At 40.8% G+C, this 17,370-nt stretch carries 14 protein-coding genes; 6 read left to right on the forward strand and 8 right to left on the reverse strand.

Annotated elements, in window-relative coordinates; translation table 11 throughout:
- Positions 1 to 7: 7 nt before the first annotated feature.
- The 5 genes from G8759_RS15540 to G8759_RS15560 all read left to right on the forward strand — a co-directional run bounded on the left by G8759_RS15540 (position 8) and on the right by G8759_RS15560 (position 5,824).
- Entirely contained in the window at positions 8 to 1,828 is a 1,821-nt protein-coding gene (locus tag G8759_RS15540) for an asparagine synthase-related protein (RefSeq protein WP_167209475.1), read from the forward strand.
- 25 nt (positions 1,829 to 1,853) lie between these two features.
- Positions 1,854 to 2,426 carry a hypothetical protein gene (locus tag G8759_RS15545; RefSeq protein ID WP_167209477.1) on the forward strand — a complete coding sequence of 191 codons (573 nt, stop codon included), beginning with the start codon at positions 1,854 to 1,856 and terminating at the stop codon, positions 2,424 to 2,426.
- Between the two features lie 93 nt (positions 2,427 to 2,519).
- A complete protein-coding gene (locus G8759_RS15550; RefSeq protein ID WP_167209479.1) occupies positions 2,520 to 2,786 on the forward strand; it encodes a PqqD family protein in 267 nt (88 codons plus the stop codon).
- Between the two features lie 85 nt (positions 2,787 to 2,871).
- Positions 2,872 to 4,098 carry a nucleotidyltransferase domain-containing protein gene (locus G8759_RS15555; RefSeq protein ID WP_167209481.1) on the forward strand — a complete coding sequence of 409 codons (1,227 nt, stop codon included), beginning with the start codon at positions 2,872 to 2,874 and terminating at the stop codon, positions 4,096 to 4,098.
- Between the two features lie 10 nt (positions 4,099 to 4,108).
- Positions 4,109 to 5,824 carry an ABC transporter ATP-binding protein gene (locus G8759_RS15560; protein WP_167209483.1) on the forward strand — a complete coding sequence of 572 codons (1,716 nt, stop codon included), beginning with the start codon at positions 4,109 to 4,111 and terminating at the stop codon, positions 5,822 to 5,824.
- A 271-nt stretch (positions 5,825 to 6,095) separates the two neighbouring features.
- Here G8759_RS15560 and G8759_RS15565 read toward each other — a convergent pair whose 3' ends face one another.
- The 8 genes from G8759_RS15565 to G8759_RS15600 all read right to left on the reverse strand — a co-directional run bounded on the left by G8759_RS15565 (position 6,096) and on the right by G8759_RS15600 (position 13,455).
- Positions 6,096 to 6,473 carry a hypothetical protein gene (locus tag G8759_RS15565; protein WP_232074267.1) on the reverse strand — a complete coding sequence of 126 codons (378 nt, stop codon included), beginning with the start codon at positions 6,471 to 6,473 and terminating at the stop codon, positions 6,096 to 6,098.
- A gap of 626 nt (positions 6,474 to 7,099) precedes the next feature.
- Positions 7,100 to 7,420: a hypothetical protein gene (locus G8759_RS15570; protein ID WP_167209485.1), complete on the reverse strand. Its 321-nt coding sequence runs from the start codon at positions 7,418 to 7,420 to the stop codon at positions 7,100 to 7,102.
- An 816-nt stretch (positions 7,421 to 8,236) separates the two neighbouring features.
- Positions 8,237 to 9,097 (reverse strand): outer membrane beta-barrel protein, encoded by an 861-nt coding sequence (locus tag G8759_RS15575; protein ID WP_167209487.1) that lies wholly within the window; start codon positions 9,095 to 9,097, stop codon positions 8,237 to 8,239.
- Positions 9,098 to 9,209: 112 nt separating this feature from the next.
- Positions 9,210 to 9,704, reverse strand: coding sequence for a hypothetical protein (locus tag G8759_RS15580; protein ID WP_167209489.1), 495 nt, complete (start codon positions 9,702 to 9,704; stop codon positions 9,210 to 9,212).
- Between the two features lie 89 nt (positions 9,705 to 9,793).
- Positions 9,794 to 10,153 carry a LytR/AlgR family response regulator transcription factor gene (locus tag G8759_RS15585; protein ID WP_167209491.1) on the reverse strand — a complete coding sequence of 120 codons (360 nt, stop codon included), beginning with the start codon at positions 10,151 to 10,153 and terminating at the stop codon, positions 9,794 to 9,796.
- 155 nt (positions 10,154 to 10,308) lie between these two features.
- Positions 10,309 to 10,515 (reverse strand): hypothetical protein, encoded by a 207-nt coding sequence (locus G8759_RS15590; RefSeq protein WP_167209493.1) that lies wholly within the window; start codon positions 10,513 to 10,515, stop codon positions 10,309 to 10,311.
- Positions 10,516 to 11,157: 642 nt separating this feature from the next.
- Positions 11,158 to 12,456 (reverse strand): MFS transporter, encoded by a 1,299-nt coding sequence (locus G8759_RS15595; RefSeq protein WP_167209495.1) that lies wholly within the window; start codon positions 12,454 to 12,456, stop codon positions 11,158 to 11,160.
- Between the two features lie 273 nt (positions 12,457 to 12,729).
- The gene (locus tag G8759_RS15600) at positions 12,730 to 13,455 is read right to left on the reverse strand and encodes an NUDIX hydrolase (RefSeq protein ID WP_167209497.1); all 726 of its coding nucleotides are present in this window, start codon (positions 13,453 to 13,455) and stop codon (positions 12,730 to 12,732) included.
- 406 nt (positions 13,456 to 13,861) lie between these two features.
- On the opposite strand from G8759_RS15600, the gene G8759_RS15605 reads away from it, so the two are divergent.
- Entirely contained in the window at positions 13,862 to 17,311 is a 3,450-nt protein-coding gene (locus tag G8759_RS15605; protein ID WP_167209499.1) for a ThuA domain-containing protein, read from the forward strand.
- Positions 17,312 to 17,370: the final 59 nt, after the last annotated feature.

Raw genomic sequence — 17,370 nt, forward strand, 5'->3', positions numbered from 1 at the left:
TTACGGTATGTTCTCCCCTCGTTCTTTAGTGAGTGAGGGAAAAAATCTCAATCGTCTCAAAAAATCGATGGAATGGGCGGAGGGAGAGCATCACAACGTAAACTATAGGAATTTTTCGGGCGGTTTTTTCTTGGACCCTAGGCTTCCTTATACGGTTGAAGACTGCTTGTATATTGATACCACTCATGATTTGTTGGTATTAATGGCTGGTTGTCTTTACAATCGAGTAGAACTATGTCAGCAATTTGACATAGATCCTAGCCGATTTACAGAACCAGCGCTAGTCGCGAAAATATATTTACAGGAAGGGCCCAATTTTGTAAATAACCTCAATGGTGACTTTATCATTGTTATTTATGAGTCGCCAAACAATGCTTTCTACCTTTTTCGGGATCATTTAGGGATTGCCCCCCTTGCCTATACAATAACGGGGCAATCGATCTATTTCGCTTCTGATATTATTGGCATATGCCGCACATTTTCTGAGGGTAATCGCATAAATATGGACCCCTTCATAGCCGACTATAAGGTTGTCGATATGACGCTGACACCCAATGAGAAGGTATTGAAGTTGAAAGCAGGGCATTCTCTTTCATACACGACAGAAGGGGTTACCACTAAAAAATATTGGGAGCCAGAACAAATTAAAACGGATAAAACACTGACTCAGGAACAGATGTTTTCCGAACTTAAATCGCTATTAAATGATGCCGTACATATTCGTGCAGATCAGCGATTTAATGCGGGTGCTCATGTAAGTGGAGGCCTAGACTCAAGTTTAGTAGCTGTTCTGGCTCGTAAAGAGTTCGAGAAACAATCGACCTTTTATGGTTATTCATGGTCACCTGCTAACAGCATACCAGCTATAAATGATCTTGATGAAAGAGATTTGGTAAAACAGACCTGTGAAATGGCGGGTATTACACCTGTGCATATTCACGTTGAAGTAGATGATTTTGTTGAGCTGACCAAAAATAGCCTGAACAGCTTCATGTATTTTCATGAAGAAAAAGTGCTGGAAATGGCTAAAATGCATAAGACAAACTTAATGTTTAATGGCCATGGAGGAGATGAATTTATAAGTTATGGAAGTCTGGGTGTGGATTCCGATCTCTTATTTAGTTTACAATGGAAATATTTTCTTAAAAAAAATCCACTTAGTGGTCCAAAAAAAATAATTAACTATATTATTTTTAGAGTGCTTTTTCCTGCAATTAATTACATACCATCTTCAGTAAAAAAAAGTTATGATGAAGCGATGTGGCTTTTTAAAAAGCCGTACAAAAAGCTGCATCAAAAGACATATAAACGATACTATTGTTATCGTTCCCGGAGAAAATATCAATTGGGCCTATTGTATAATTATCATCTGCCTGAACGTACAGAATGTTGGGCAATTACGGGTTACAAAGCAGGCGTTCAATATCGCTATCCCTTATTAGACAAACGAATTGTTGAATACATACTTAAAGTTCCCTCTAAGCTACTAGTGAAAGATAGTAAATATACGCGGATAATTCTTCGTGAAATTAGTCAGGGATTGCTGCCTGAAGCAGTAAGGTGGCGGCTGGGAAAAAAAGATCCGGCTTTTTTTGCTTTGGTTAATAGTCAGACGAAAGAAAGAGGATTACTATTTATAAATGAAATAGCCAATTTTAAAGCAAATCCTAATTTGTATTTTGTTGATTTTGACTTGATTGAAAAGGAAATTAAGCGATACAAAGAAGATGAGAAATATCCGTCTTCTAATAAATTATTTGGCGATATACTGGCTTTAAAAGCCCTTCATGAGCTTTCAAAAAGTTATGCGGAATCGATAAAAGAATAAGTGAACAACATTATATGAAAAAGCCATGAAAGATCTTATCGTTGAAAGCCCTTTGAATGAGCAGGAGCTATGTGTTAAATGTGGCTTTTGTTGCGATGGTACATTATTTAGCTTTGCGGTTTTACAGGCAGGAGAGCAAGGAGATTTGCCAGAAAAGATTGAGCAGAGCTATAGCAAAGAAGACGATAGAGAATTTTTTAAACTACCTTGTTCTTACTTTTGCGGAAAATGCACAATATATGATAAGAAACGAGCATCAATTTGTTCGGCTTTCCGTTGTCAGTTATTGAAAGATTTTTCGAAAGATAAAATTACGCAGACTAATGCTATAAAAATTATAGAAAACGCTGCAAAATTTAGAGAAGAAATATATTCACTTTATCGGCAAATTTTTGGTAAAGACTATACTATGAGTTTTAGAGATCTATTAGTAGATCTGGGTAAATTCGGACGCGAAGACAGTGAAAATAATTCCCTGAATAAATCAATTGAATTGTTAAGGGTAAAATGCAATATTTTCGAAACGTTGTTGATAAAAAATTTCAAATCTATTAAAAACTTTGAACGACTATTAAGCACCTCAATGGAAATGACTTAATTACATTTTGTCGATTTTAAGCGAAGATTAACTTCAATGGATTTTTCCTGACTATAATTGTAGATAAACGGTTAACAATAAAGAATTTAAAGAATGAAAAGATTTATAAGGAACCATGAAACTATTTCTGGGCAAATAGACGATGAATTGGTAATGATGGACATCGAAAAAGGTAGCTATTTTTCGCTTAATACTGTAGCTACGAGAATCTGGGAGTTACTCGAAGGTCCTCTTACGATTGAAGACTTATGCGACTTACTTCTTAAAGAATATGACGTTGATGAATCAGAATGCCGTACCGATGTTGAAGACCATCTTACTAAAATGCAGGAACTCGGTTTAATTAAATCAATCGATTAACGAAGCAACTATCACAGGTAATTATATTGGACCACTTTACAAATAGAGATGACCAATGTATTAAAACCATTAAGCTTTCGAATAATTGCGGCTTCAAAATGCAATGCGTATAGGTGTGGGTAAACGTGAATTTCTAGCTGGGTTAAATCCGGAAACGCAATTTCTGCTACGATGTTTAGAGGTGAATTCGACCTTTCGTCCCAGTGATTTTGACCAATTTGACAAAAATACTTTTTTGCTGACTGCTGAAAACCATCGCTTAACAAATATTATTTATACTACTTTAAAAACTAATCATTCATTTCCAATACATATAAAGAATTGCTTGAGAGAACGGTATGTGGCAAATAAGCTTAGAATGCTTTCCTACATGGCAGAACTTTGTCGTGTTCTGAAAATCCTGAATGTTAATCGTATAAAGGCGGTTGCTTTAAAGGGTCCATTATTAGGTCATCTTTATTATGACGACTATACACAAAGAGAGTGTAAAGATTTAGATATTCTTGTTCATGAAACAGATGTTCAGAAAGCTTATGAAATTTTACTCGATCTAGGTTATAATCTATCTAATAGATTATGGAATAGCCCAAAACAAAAAGCTATTTATGACAAAACTTATTATCACTATAATTTATACAGCTCAAAAACCAATGTTCAGATTGAACTACACTGGCGACTGAATGCGTCGGGAAGCGATTCTATAATAAAATCGAAATCAAGTTGGGATACGCTGCCAGTAATACAAGCTTGTGGTCAGACTATACCAATCTTGCCCAGAAACGATATGTTTATATACCTGTGTATTCACGGAGGAATGCACCAATGGAAAAGGTTATTCTGGCTTGTTGATATAGTACGAATTATAGAGAGAGAAGATGCTGATTTTTTGGCGAAAATCTTCAATCAGTTGAGCCGGAAAAGCGAAAAACGGTATGTACTTGAAGCTTGTCATTTGGCTTATGTTATTTTTGGAATTGACTTGCATCCCAGTATTCTCGAAGCGATAGAAAAAGATACTAATATTGGTAGGCTTTCTAAAGTTTCGATTTTTTCAATGAGTAATATCTCCGACGTTTACCTAAGTCCTTTATCATCCTTTAAAACATTTTCAACAGCAATCCATAAATTTATCAAGTTTTACTGGTCGGCCATTTATTTAGATGGTTATAAGGCGATATATACTTCTTTTAGTAATTTCTTTATTAATCCAGCTTACTGGGCTATTTATTCCTTTCGTGATAGCTTATTTTTGCTAAATTATTTCGCGGCTCCTTTTCTATGGATATATACACTGTTTAATAAAGTAAAGTGATGTTTTTGATATGAAAAAAACACTCCAAGACTATCTTTATTCGCTAGTTAAATCTAATAAGGTTAAATTACTATCGTCAGTTGTTATTACTCTTTTTTCAGGATTAACGAGAGGAGGGAGTTTTATTCTGTTGTTGCCTCTACTCAACCTGGCAGGTATAACTGGTAATCCGGATCAGAATAGTAGAGCATTTAAGCTAACTAAGATTATATGGGACATGCTGGGTATCTCTTTTACAATTTATACTTGTCTTATTATTTATGTTCTGCTCGTGTTGATTCATGCATGTTTGGGTTATATGAAAAACATAATTGATGTAACGGTTGTACAGGAATATAAACAGAACCTACGCAATGAACTTTTTTCAGCCGTTATAAATGCAGAATGGGGCTTTATTAAAAGTGCAAAAAATACACACATATTTAATAATATAATCAACGAAATAAATAATATTGGATATTCTGTGAATTTAGTGATTAGTTCATTTAGTACGTTTACATTATTCTTTTTTTACCTGTCAACGTCTTTATATGTATCGATAAAGATGACAGTTATTGCCAGTTTGTGCATTGTACCATTATTACTAGTTCAACGTAAATTGAATAATAATGCGTACAAGTCTGGCCTGGCTATGTATACCCGACATGAGAGTTTATTTAATGCCGTTCTTGAATTCATAAACAGTTTCAAAATGGCTAAAAGTTATACTTTCCAGGACCGCTATGAGACAGAGTTCAGAAAAATTACGCAACAAACCGTAAAAGACGAATATATATTTGCTAAAATAAGCGCAGGAACTAGTATTTTATATGAAGTAGGCTCAGCAATAATAGTTAGCATCATTCTTATACTGGCAATTAAAGTCGTTCATATGCCAGTCGTAGATTTATTGTTGATGATATACATTGCCTCAAAATTGCTGCCGACGATATCTTCATTAATCAGAGTGCTTCAATATACGTTAAATACATTACCATCGTATGAGGGTGTAATAAATTTACTGCATGATTCTCAGAAAAACCAGGAGAAAAATGATGATAAATTGCCGGTAAATGAGTTTCCTAAGAAGTTTATAAAATTTTCTGAAATAAGCTTTCGCTATGACGAAGAAAAGCCTATTCTAAACAATTTTAGTTACGAAATTGAAGTAAATAAAACCACATCGATACTTGGGGCTTCTGGGCGAGGAAAAACCACTTTGGTGGAACTACTCCTTGGCCTGTTAAAGCCACATTCAGGTAAAATACTGCTAGATAACAAAGATTTAAATGATGTTAATCTAACTGACTGGCGAAACATGTCAGCGTACATCCCTCAGGAATGTTTTTTATTTAATGCAACCATTCGGGAAAATTTATTGTGGGTTAAACCTGAAGCAAATGAAGCAGAGCTACAGGAAGTATTGAAATTAGTAGCAGGCGAGTTTGTATTTAGGTTACCTAACGGGCTGGATACGAATGTAGGTGATCAGGGAATACGGCTTTCTGGAGGAGAACGCCAACGGATTGCTTTAGCAAGAGCCTTACTGCGGAATCCCAAAATATTAATCCTGGATGAAGCTACAAATGCGTTAGATATCAGTAATGAGTTAATAATAAAAAAAGCAATAGACAACCTAAAGGGTAAGATGACTATATTGATTATCGCTCATAATCAATATTTACATGAAGGCGCTGACGAAACGGTTGATTTAGAAGCGGTTCCTTCAATTCTGTATCCTGAATGAGCTGCTTATTTTTAACATGCCGAGTTTAAGGGCACTTCGGATTCATCAACCCGCCAGATCACTCCTTTACTTGACTAAAGTTGCTAAGTATACCGGTTCTTTCTTAACCAATAAAAATACCGGACTCAAAATGGTCCGGTATTTCCCGTTTTCTTAACCTAATAATGTGACTGGATTCGGTCGGTAACAGAGGGCAAAGATTAGCATAAGCGCAAAATCTTAAACCCGATTGTAGCTGTTACACAGACCTTAAAGAATATCATTGAATTGACTATTGCATGGTCACCGCCCGGCGGGTATGCTCTACAGATTTAGTAGATAATGTCAATTGTTTACGTATACTGCCTGCTTTAGAAGCTACTTCCAACTCATATTTGCCATCACGCAACTCGTCGACATTAAGCTTGACTGCATAGTTAGCGTCCTTTTTGTCGATGCTCTGCTGATAAATGATCTGATTGTCTGAGCTTCGTAGCAGGATGACAACTGGCACGTCCTCAGTCTTGCTTACCGCTACACGGATCTGATTGTTAATCGTCACAAACGCACTGGCGTCGAATGGGAGTGCCTTTGGTGTAGTCGGGTTAGCGAGGGTAGCTGTACTCATCAGGACTGAAGAGACCATTTTGTTCATCAAGGGGAGTAACATGGCTGTAGTTATTTTTAGTAGTGTTGTTTACCTGTTCAAGCTTCATCAGCCAAAGTACGTGCCAATCAGAAATTATGACTGGTAACCAGTGCTTTATGATTTTTGTCGACTGAAGGACCTGTCCAGTTACGGACAGACCGTGTTCGCTTGTGGACAAAATTACAGCAGGGCCAGGCCGCCCGAAACAAGCTTCCGATGAAGTGCCGATAACGGCGAATCAAGTGCCTGAAAAAGGGAGTAAATGAGTGACGTTTGATTTAGATATATCAGATGGGCTTCTGGCTAATAAGAAGAATGCCCTGTGTATTGGCATGGAGGGCCATCAAATGGAGTGGATTTATTCTTATCGGTAGTGGTTCAATCCGAACAGTTCTTAGGTAGCTACCCACTTTGACGCGGATCAATAAATGATACAGACGCTATGTTATTTATCTGAAATGTGCGCAGTTGCTTTAGCTAATCCTTGCTTATGACATATAGAATGCATAAGGAAGTAATTTTTTTGGAAGTTAGAGTTAAATTAGCTTAAATATTAACGCAAAAAAAGAAAGCCAATTTGGCTTTCTTTTTTAATATTTCTCAACTACGATTTATTTTATATAGTGATGGTGGTATTAAAGCAACTTCTAATCAACTCCTGCTGCTTTCTTCTTTTTATTCTTAGCAACAGCTTTTAACTCTTTCGCATCACTCTTCATTATTTTTTTCTCGGCTTTCTCTCGTTTACGATCAGCCTTAGCCATTCTTGTATTCGGATCAGAAACACCTGCTACTTCGATGCCTTTTCCTGTTTTAGCATTCATTTCGTGTTCTTTAGCTTTCGCTATTTTCTTTTCAGCCTTCATTTCTTTTTTGGCTGCTTTCCCTTCCTGAACAGCTTGAGTGTATCCAGGTCCTGCTACTGCCAGCAATGCGCAGACAGATGCAGCAATAATAATTTTTTTCATAGCGTTAAAGTAATTAGTAAAGCCTCACTACTCAGTGAGGGCGGGATTCAATATAATAACGACCAACTCTCGTTCATGTTTTATGTATTCGACGATACTATTTGTATTTGTCAGGATAATGTAACCTTAAAAAATTGAGATATATTTCTGAATATGAGGTAATTATGGTTTAATTAAATAAATGTGATATTTGATTAAGCGGTTGTAATAAAAATGCTATTTAGTTGGATTATAAATTAATTTTTAGATTTTTTATATGCTTTGTAAAACAACTAAATCAAGGATAATTATTTTATTTGTTCATCTAAAAAATAGGACTTATTCATTTAGTGGACCTTCTGAAATAGACCCTTTTAACTAGCTAGTCAGTTCGAATTTGATAAATTTATTTAGAATCAAGAAGAGAAATCTACTATTGATACTTTATTAGATTTTCAAGCTATAAAACATTATTACTAATATGTAAGAGATTTCATGAATATTTTAAGTTGATTAACTCCTTTTATGGAATGACAAAAGTATAATACTTTACTGATAGCCGTAATGACGGCTTATTTTAAGTAAGTACTATTTTTATTTAGCATAAATCTGTATTTTAAAGAAAAATTGCGAATTGTATTTTTTGAAATGTATTTATGAACAGGATCAAATGACTTTGAATAGAAATAAGTGATCTTTTGTGTCAGAATAAGGAGCAACTATAAGATAAATTACTGTGGTGTTGAATTGCTTTGAAATACAAATGGGATTGCCTGCTTTTCTTGAAAAATGTAGCAGACAATCCCAGAAAAAATAACACCTCTATAACAACATTAATTAGAAACGGAATCCGAGGTTAAATGCAAATATCCGACGTTTGGTATCGGCATTATCAAACACATTCTGGAGCCCCAGATTATAGACAGCATCGAGCGTTAAGGGCCCTAGGTTGATTCCTGCTCCCGCCAGACCGTTTAGAATCGTGCGGTTTAAATCATCGGCACCCAATTTGAAATTATTATTGCCAACTGCTACCAGCGAGGCAAATTCAGCACCTATCTGTAGCCGTAGACCAAGCGCACTGCCAATACGAACGCCAACATAGGCCGGAATAGCTAAAAAGTGTTGATCGATTTGGCCTCTTACCTCGTTAGAAACTGATCCGGGAGTTGTGCCCTGTCCCGTTCGAATCAGATTAGTGGTCGAATTGCGATACTCAAGACCAAGTTGCCCAAAGAAGGTACCACCCGAACGACCATAAATACCAGCCTGCCAGCCAGCACGGTAGGCATTGTCTGGCGTAACTTCATGCACAAAACGGGATAAATTGACGCCTGCATAAATTCCAAATTTTCCAGCCTTCCATCTGTCTTTATCCGACTTCTGAGAACTGACGGCATTCGCCGGATCGTAGGGAGCAGCGGTTGTGGTCGTCGTTGTGGTTGTGGTCTGATTGTAACTGTTTGTTGTCGGAACGGTCGAGTTCGATCCCGCTCTATTCATATTCGATGTGCTATCGGTCGACATAGTGGTCGGTGAAGCTGAATAAGTAGTGCCGGTTGTTCGAGTTGTATCGGTTACTGGCGCTGCGTTGTAGGTCGATGTGGTCGTTGTTGACGTAGTATTGGTCGTGCTCTGGCCATTAACCAGGCCTGCACCTAGCAAGCAACTTGCCAGCAATGTGAGTTGAGTTTTCATGTTATTTATTTTACGTTGAGTTGAAAATGAAATTAGAATAAATGCTTTAGCAGCAGACTGGTAAACTGATTTTTTAACATTGGTTTTTCTACAACTTCCTGCAAAAGCTAGCCTAGAGGGTGCCAGCAGGTTGATGTTTATAGGCGATACTACCTTTTAAAGCAGTCTGTAACTTTTTGGCCAGTTCATCCATATATGAAAAGCCAATTCGTTGGCGGAAAGTCCGTCCTTTAGTATATGTGATAGGGACGGCTATGTTAACCGTTGATCCATTGCTACCATTACTCCCTTCCAGTAGTTGTCCCATTAGTTTTACGACTCCGGTATTTACCCATAGTTGGCCTTCAAAAACTAAACCTTTGCTGGTCAATATGGAATTAGGCAGGGATCGAATCCGCAGTACATCTTTTTCGGCTGAAAAGGAGAGTGATTCTGCAGTCAGTACCTGAGTAATAGCTAAATATGCATCCTTATCGGCCAGACTGGTAGAAAGTACAATAGTGTTGGCTCCGACAAAAGGCCCATATTGTGCCCCCAATGGGATAGTAGTAGAACAAATCAGGAGGGCTATCCAGTAGCCAGTCCGGAAACAAACTATATGGTTCATTAGCGTAGGTTGTGAGACTAATTTATTTTTTATCGATTCGTGCTGAAGATGGCTGTGTCCATCCACTCTTTTTAGAACGATCAGTGCTTTCAGGATTGCACCTTAAGCAGGGCGAGCTTATCACGGATGCGTTGCAGTCTACGCCGAGCTACCGGAATGGGAGCATCATTAGCCAGCATCAGTTCCATCGATCGTCCGTCAAGTCGGTCGACGCCAACAATATGGCGGTAATTGATTAGTGTAGACTTGTTGGCTCTCAGAAAGCTGGGCAACCGATCTTCAAAGAGTTTTAGTGTTTGGCTAGAGACGATAGGGCTTTTGGCACCCTGGCAATAGATTCGGGTATAGTTCCCGTAACCTTTGCAGTGAGTAATTAAGCAGACAGGAATCGGTTTTTGTATTCCAGGTATCTTAATTGTCTCATTTTTGGGATGTGCGCTCTTACTCATACAAAAAAGTAATTGATAAAAAAGTTTAGGTAGAAACTACCAATGACACAAAAGCCGTGTATAGGCATCTGAACAGACTGAGGCAGGAAAAAAAGGCTTATCAGAGACAAGCCCATTTTCAACTCTGCGTCAATTGTATTTCTTTGAGAAGTGGATCAATGAGCAAGTTTTCTTTTGAAAAAGTCAAATCCAGCATATGTGTAGACTAAAATGGCGCCTGTTTCCAGCAAGGCTTCGGCATGGTTTGCCGCGTAAACTCCGGTCTTAAAATCCTCAATCCAATCAACTAGTACGAGAAAATAGCCTGCTACGCAAGCCAGTAAACAAACAGTCACTCCGAAAATAAGCAGTCCCTGCCGCATAGGATTTTTTGGTTATTAGTGCTTTCTCGTAAAATGAGAAGGTAGGCTGGATAGCTTCATTACATACAAAATATCGACCAGTGGTTTTTACTCAGGTGTGTCCAAGTCACTAAATTCCATGTACAAACACATGAAAAAACCGGTTATTTACCTAAAAATGAAGATTACTCATTAGTTAATTTTTACTAGGGAGCTATACTTTTCGTGCGTATCGCAAAAAGAAATATTACTAATATGGGGAATATGTTCTACAGCTTCGGGGGCTTATAGAGACAACCCTTGGACAAGTGACTAGTTTAACTAGTCTAAATTAACGACTGGTACTATACGTTTAAGCGAATAACAGCTATTTATGAGGTCCCGGTTATGAGCGTGGTGTTGACAACTAATAGCCAAACCTTAATGTTCTCAGCTAGTACCAGAAGTCCCGTCATTCATACAGATTTCAAGTTGATACATCGACATCGTGAAATCTGCATGAATTTCTAACTGAGGCAGTGTGAATGGCAACCCAATATGGGCTATGCAAATAACGATCTGAGGCTAACCATTGAGGTAGAATCGGTACAGTATAAGGCCTGCCAGATAGTTTGTAATAGAAGACGGTACTTCTGAGCGAAAGCCTAAATCTGTGTGGCAGATTCATTCTTCTAAATAATTCAAATCCTTATCATGTGTTTCAGGTATAGTCAGAATGGCGTAAAACCCGATTATGAAGCTGACCAGACCAACAATGGCACCGGCATTAATGATGTTTAGCGAAGGTTTTAGGGCCTGATAACTCAAGGTCATTGGAATCAGAAAAGCGCGAACCATATTTGGTATTGTGGTGGCTGCCGTAGCGCGGAGATTGGTGCCAAATTGTTCAGCACTGATGGTCACGAACATAGCCCAGTAGCCATTACCAAATCCCAAACCTAAACAGAGACAATAGAAAATAGTGGCACTTTTGATCCCGATGTATAAGTAAAGCAAGCTGAATACAAGCGCAATGGCCATAAAAAGGGCAATTGCTTTTTTGCGCGATTTCAGGGACTGACTAATGAAACCGTTGGACAGATCGCCGATGGCCATTCCAATGTATAACCAGGTAATGGCTAAACCTGGCTGAATTTCTTCGGCAATGCCTAATGCTCTTCCAAATTCATTACTGAACGAAGCGAGGATGCCAGTAATAAACCAGGTTGGAATGCCAATTCCAATGCATTTAAGATAGCGACTGAGCCGATCCGCATTCGTAAAAAAGGCGAAGAAGTTACCCCGGCTAACGTGTTTTTGCTCTGTTATGCTGGTGAACATACCTGATTCAATCACGCCAATTCGTAATAATAACAAACCAAATCCTAAACCACCTCCAACGAAAAAGGCCGTTTCCCAGTCGAACAGTTTTACCGTAAAATAGGCTACTACAGCTCCCAAAACACCAATTCCTGCCACAAGTGAGGTGGCTATAGCCCGTTTTTCTTTCGGTAGAATTTCGCTGACGAGCGTTATCCCGGCACCCAATTCACCCGCAAGCCCGACACCTGCTACAAATCGCATCAGTGCATAATAGGTGACGGGGTCCATGAAGGTTACGTGCTTGACAAATCCACAGGCAATATTGGCAATAGAGTATGTAATAATACTACCAAATAACACCGACAGCCGTCCACGCTTATCGCCAAGAACACCCCATAAGATGCCACCGAGCAGTAAACCCGCCATTTGCCAGTTTATGATGCGTCCGCCTATGGTTGAAATCTGGTCGGGAGCGAGCCCCAGATCTTTCAGACTCGGTACACGAACAATTCCAAACAGAAGCAGGTCGTAAATATCGACGAAGTAGCCCAACGCTGCCACAATGACCGGCAAACTAAATAAACCAATTGGTGCCGCACGTTGGCGGTTCGGTTGTACGGAACCGCCAGCCGGTTTGGATGAAGCATCTGGAACAACCATGAGTAATGGAGGGTCTATTGAAATAATTCGTCAAATCTATTGAACAGCGATACAATATTTTGCTAAAACAGATAATGTCTTAAATAATTTTATTGCAATATGCCAATTTGGGACATTATTAAGTGCTAAGTTCTAAAATAAGTCAATCAATTGATTGCTGAAATAGGAAAGAAATGCAATGACCAATGCCACATGTTCATAGTTCAGGCAACGTATTCTCGGAATTGAAAAATGGGGCGCTGTTCATCATGAGAAAATTAGTGAGAAAGAGGCCTATCGCTGGAAGCGATACAGGAAAGGGGCTTTGTTGGCAGCGCCAGTGAATTTTTTTTCCAGACGTTCCAGTACATTTAAGTCCAGAATTTTTTTCTGGAAGTTGTTTCTGGCAAAAGGTTTGTCATAAATGGATTCGTAGAGTTCCTGTACTTCCTTCATGGTGAACGTTTCGGGAAGCAGGTTAAAGGCAATCAATTTCTGATCAAGATTTAGCCGCAAGGTATCGAGAGCCTGGGCCACCATCTCGTTATGATCCATGATCATGGTAGGTAAGTTCCGTATCGGATACCAATCCATTGACTCATCGATTTCGTTTTTCTGAGGAATTACTTTATTGATATCAACCAGAGCATAATAGCCGATGGACACAAACCGTCGGGTGATCCATTCCAGTTCTTTTCGGTTGAATCGATTGTCTCCCAGTTTATCTTCATTGAGGTTAATTATCCGTTCAAGAAACGAGCTATTGCTCCGCTCAGCATCCCCAAACACTCTGAATTGGTCCAGATAAATATCTTTGATACCCGTCCGCTCTTCTAAAATGCGTCGGGCCGCCTGATCAATACCTTCTCCCTGAAAAATAAAACCACTGGGGAGCGCCCAGAAATCACCCCGAAAATCAAGTTTTGGAACGAGTACATTAAGTTGTTTTTCCTGGTAGCCAAAAATGATGCAATCAATCGAAAGCTGTTGAATATAATTCTGTTCACTCGGTGAATGCATGGCGCACTGGATAGATATTGGTAAGAAATTAAGATGTAAACTTACGCTCCCCGACGTATCACTGGTGCGAAGTACCAGTTTTGTTTTTCATTAACCCCAGATAATCTTTCCTGAATTGATGAGGTTCAGGGTATTTCGAAAGTCATCTAGTTGAAGAAACCGGGCAATCCGCGCAGAGGCAAGGGTTACTGATGGATTGAGCCTTGCTGGATGTAAGCCAAATCAGCAGCTGTAGGGAATTTAGATTTCTTAATGGCATGTAGGGTTTGATTATAGGGTGGCAATCGATCATTTAAGGATGGTACTACAAATGTATAGAATTGGATAAAATTTATTGTCTATAATTTAGACAATAAAAATAATTCTTTTCTATCTTTGTCCAACTAAGTGAAAACCAGTAACCGAGATGCGACAAAACTCCTTTAGAATCTGTTTGCTGACTTTGGGCTTATGGCTGTTGGTACAGTCGATTTTTGCCCAGGAACCCAAACGTAGCGTACTTGTCTTTAGTAAAACGGCCGCATTCCGGCATCAGTCAATTGAAGCGGGCAAAACAGCCCTGGCTAAAATGGCCACCGAAAAGGGGTTTGGTGTACAGTTTACCGAAGACGGGGCTCAGTTTAATGAATCAGGCTTAAAGCGTTTCAACACGGTTGTTTTCCTGAATACGACTGGCGATGTGCTCAACGGTGAGCAGCAGGCAGCTTTTGAACGCTACATTCAGGCGGGTGGTGGCTATGTGGGTATTCATGCGGCTACAGATACCGAGTACGAATGGCCATGGTATGGGAAACTGGCGGGCGCCTATTTTCTGGATCACCCAATGCCCAATAATGTGCAGAAAGGGAAGTTTATCGTTACCCTCAAAAATCATTGGGCGACCAAAGGTATGCCCGACGAGTTTGAGCGAAATGACGAATTCTACAGTTTCAAGGATATTTCGCCGAAAATCAACGTCGTTCTGAAGATCGACGAAAAGAGCTATGTCGGGGGTAAGAATCCTGATTTTCACCCCATGAGCTGGTATCAGGAGTACGACGGTGGCAGGGCCTTTTATACGGCTATGGGTCATACCGACGAAACCTTCACCGAGCCTTTGTTTCTAAACCACCTGTGGGCTGGTATTAACTATACAACGGGAGGGGACGCACCGAAGCCGCTGGATTACGCCAAAGCCCGACCCGAAGAGAATCGGTTTACCAAAGGTGTTCTGGCCGAAAAACTGGATGAACCGATGGAACTGAGCGTACTTGGTGACGGTCGAATCCTGTTCATTGAGCGCAAAGGAGAAGTTCGGCTCTACACGATCAAAACGAAGGAGCTGAAAACTATTGCGAAGATCCCGGTTAGTACAAAATATGTGAGTAAGGAAGGTAAAGAGTCAATGGGTGAAGATGGACTTCTGGGCTTGAGCAAAGACCCCAACTTTGCTCAGAACCACTGGATTTATCTGTACTATTCAGATCCGGCTGAGTCTAAAAACGTTCTGGCCCGCTTCGAATTAAAGGGTGATGAACTGGTAATGAATTCCAGAAAGTTGATGCTGGACATACCAACGCAGCGCGAGGAGTGCTGCCATACGGGCGGCTCAATTGCCTGGGATCGAGCTGGTAATCTGTACCTCTCGACGGGTGATAACACCAACCCCCACGGCTCCAATGGGTATAGCCCCAGTGATGAACGACCCGGCCGCAATGCCTGGGACGCCCAGAAATCGTCGGCCAACACCAACGATTTACGCGGTAAAATCATCCGTATCAAACCTCAGCCCGACGGTACATACACCATTCCTGATGGTAATCTTTTCCCAAAAGGAACCGCCCAAACACGTCCGGAGATTTACACCATGGGCCATCGCAACCCTTTCCGCATCTCAGTCGATCAGAAAACGGGTTACGTATATTGGGGAGAGGTAGGTCCTGATGCCGCCAAACCAGATCCGAATAGGGGTGCTGCTGGCCATGATGAAGTTGGACAGGCGCGGAAAGCCGGTAACTTTGGCTGGCCACATTTTGTGGGCGACAACAAGGCATACACTAAATATGATTTTGTTGTCGAAAAATCCGGCGACAAATGGGACGCCAACGCACCAACCAATACATCGCCCAATAATACAGGGCTGAATACGCTTCCCCCGGCTCAGAAAGCCTTTATCTGGTATCCGTATGATGGCTCTCCCGAGTTCCCGTTGGTAGGTGCAGGCGGTCGTAATGCAATGGCAGGACCAGTGTTTTATGCGGAGGATTTTATAAATGCCCCCAACGCTTTCCCGAATTACTACAACGGGAAGCTGCTAACTTACGACTGGATGCGCGGCTGGATTATGGCCGTGACGATGGACAAGGATGGTAATTATCAGTCGATGGAGCGGTTTATGCCGAGTTATAAGTTCAGCAACCCGATGGATATGGAATTTGCCGATAACGGGGACTTGTATATGCTCGAATATGGCTCCGGCTGGTTTACGGCCAACGACGATGCCCGCCTGATTCGCATTGAGTATAACGGGGGGAACCGCAAACCGCAGCTTCAGGTGGCAGCCAATAAGATGGGCGGTTCTGCACCGTTCAACCTGAGCCTCACGGCAAAAGGAACAGTCGATGCGGATGGCGATGCACTGACCTATGCCTGGAAGATTTCGTCAAGAAATGGGTTTTCTAAGCTGATTAATGCCCCTGATGCTACGCTGACGCTCTCAACAGTAGGGGTCTACAAGGCTACGCTTACTGTCAATGATGGAAAAGGTGGTATCGTTTCCCAGTCGATGGACATTACGGTGGGCAATGAAGCTCCAGTCTTGAGTGTCCAGCTACCCGGCGGTAATAAGTCATTTTTCACCCCCAATAAACCCTTCCGATACGATATAAAGGTAAATGATAAGGAAGATGGTACGCTCGGGAAAGGTATCGATCCGGAGCGGGTGGCTGTCAATATTGATTACATGCCGGAGGGTTTTGATAAAATCGCCATCGCGCAGGGCCATCGATCGGCCGATGCCGGGGCTCTCCTGGCGAGTGGCAAAAAACTTATCGAAGCCAGCGATTGCAAGGGCTGTCACAGTGTGGCTAAAAAATCGATCGGACCTGCCTACATGGACGTAGCCAGTAAATACAAGGGTGATAACACCGCTCTGGAACGGCTGACAAAGAAGGTAATCGCCGGTGGTAGTGGCGTTTGGGGAGAAACGGCGATGGCGGCTCACCCACAGCTTTCAGCTGCCGATGCCGCCGATATGGTCAAATATATCTTGAATGTATCCAGCGAAGCCGCCAGCAGCAATGCCTTGCCGGTGAAGGGGAGCTACACCGCCAGCGTCCCATCCGGTGATAAGGGTAAAGGTGTCTTCATTGTACGGGCTTCCTACGAAGACAAAGGGGCCAAAGGATTGCCTTCACTCAGATCGGAGCAGACGTTTGTCTTGAGAAACGCCAGGGTCGATGTGCATGGCTTCGATCTTTATGACAATGTAAATAAAATGTCGTACGGGGGGAGTAACCTGGCCATTCCAAGCAAATCAGGAGCGTACATGGCAATCAGACAGGCTGATTTGAGTGGGGTAACGGAGTTTCACGTCATGGCCACGGCCCCCAAACCGCAACTCAATGCTAAAGGGGGTAAGGTTGAGTTACGACTGGATAGTCCAACCGGGAAATTAATCGGTGAATCGCCGTTCCTGGAAGCGTCGGATAAGATGGACTTTAAACCGAACCAACTAAACGTTCCGGTCAAACTACCCGCTCCATTTGATAACAAATTGCACGATGTTTATCTGGTCTTTGTCAACCCCAACGAACCACTTGGCAGTCTGATGGTGGTAATGGGCGTAGAAGCCGTTCTGAGTTCCGTCGGGCAGTGATATAATTAGTTGCCATTAGTCCTAAGTTGTTAGTAATTAGCGTGATTAACGATTGATAA

The sequence above is a fragment of the Spirosoma aureum genome (assembly GCF_011604685.1).
GTDB lineage: Bacteria > Bacteroidota > Bacteroidia > Cytophagales > Spirosomataceae > Spirosoma > Spirosoma aureum.